Origin of the sequence: Campylobacter troglodytis, assembly GCF_006864425.1 — a bacterium.
In the GTDB taxonomy this organism is placed as follows: domain Bacteria; phylum Campylobacterota; class Campylobacteria; order Campylobacterales; family Campylobacteraceae; genus Campylobacter_D; species Campylobacter_D troglodytis.
Genome location: NZ_QHLI01000156.1, coordinates 1 through 1,177, shown reverse-complemented (window position 1 = coordinate 1,177; position 1,177 = coordinate 1). Strand labels below are relative to the sequence as shown.

At 35.0% G+C, this 1,177-nt stretch carries 1 protein-coding gene and 2 pseudogenes; all 3 read left to right on the top strand.

What is annotated here, in order from left to right; translation table 11 throughout:
- The coding region (locus DMC01_RS14090) for a hypothetical protein (RefSeq protein ID WP_185908959.1) at positions 1–213 on the top strand (213 nt) is incomplete at its 5' end.
- Positions 214–222: 9 nt separating this feature from the next.
- Positions 223–439 (top strand): annotated as a pseudogene (locus DMC01_RS16245) (hypothetical protein); the annotation flags it as partial.
- Positions 440–756: 317 nt separating this feature from the next.
- Positions 757–1,116 (top strand): annotated as a pseudogene (locus DMC01_RS16950) (hypothetical protein); the annotation flags it as partial.
- Positions 1,117–1,177: the final 61 nt, after the last annotated feature.

Below are 1,177 nucleotides of genomic sequence, written 5' to 3'. Positions count from 1 at the left end.
GAACAAACAGAGCAAAGCTCAGCTCAAAAACACTCACCTATACAAGCCACAAGCAAAAACGAAATTTACAAAGATACAACATACTCTAAATTCAAAGACCTGCTTAAAAACCAACAGGACTTAGATACATTATCTATACTCTTTGAGTCTATAAAGAGTGGTAAAAATAAAAACTTTATGAGTTTGCTGAATGGGGTTGATATAAAGGTTTAGACAAAATTTATGAAAAAAGTTTTTTCATTTATTTTGCTCGTTCAAGCCTTTTGCTCTGATGCTATCACCATAGATTCACTTTTTAAAAAACAAATAGGCTTACATCACAAGCCTTTCGCTTTTAAGCATGGGCAATGCAAATTCTTATAATCTTTACCCAAATATCAGCGTAAATGGAGACTTAACCGTTTGGAATGACACCAAACAACTCTCACTCAATCAAAGCTTAAGGCGATTGATATGTTTAGCTGAATATAATTAGAATTGAAAGCTTGGTAAAATCGAACTTAGTATATATTTTTGCCCTACATTTTTGAGAAAAAATTCAGACAAATTTTAGAGTGTTTTTATGTTGACATTTGCGTAAGCAAAATCACCATTTTGTACAAGGCTTCTCGCCTTTGTGTGAATAGGATAGTGTAGTAAGCTTTTAACCCTTAAAGAGTGCAAAAAATCAGCAAAACGAAGTTTCTTTAGAAAATGAGTGGTTGAAGTTGATGAAAGTTACTTTTTACAACGCTAGGCTCATAACTGTAAGCAGAAGGGGCAAAACGTGTGCGAGGTAAACATGGTCGTTAAGCTTACAAAAAAACGTCTATGTTTTTACTTCGTTAATCCTCTTGTAACTCTGCGAGAAGGGATGCTAAAACGCTAGCTTAGCGTTTATACACAGGTCGTCAAACATTGCTCTGCCAAAGAGCTATTGCCTATCATAAGGGACTTTGCAAAACTAGAAAATGCCACAATTTTATGAGAGCCTCAAGGTCTATGATGGCTTGGTGGATCTTTTGCTTCGTTTCGTCTTGCAACTGCGTAGTAGAATAAACAAAGGCACATTATAGGATAAAGCATAGCAAAAACGAGTTTGCAAATGGACATAACCACATAAACGAAATTGTGAATGTTTTTACTTCGTTAAGCCTTTTGTAACTGCGTAGTAGAAGTTTGCGAAATTTAGACTTGC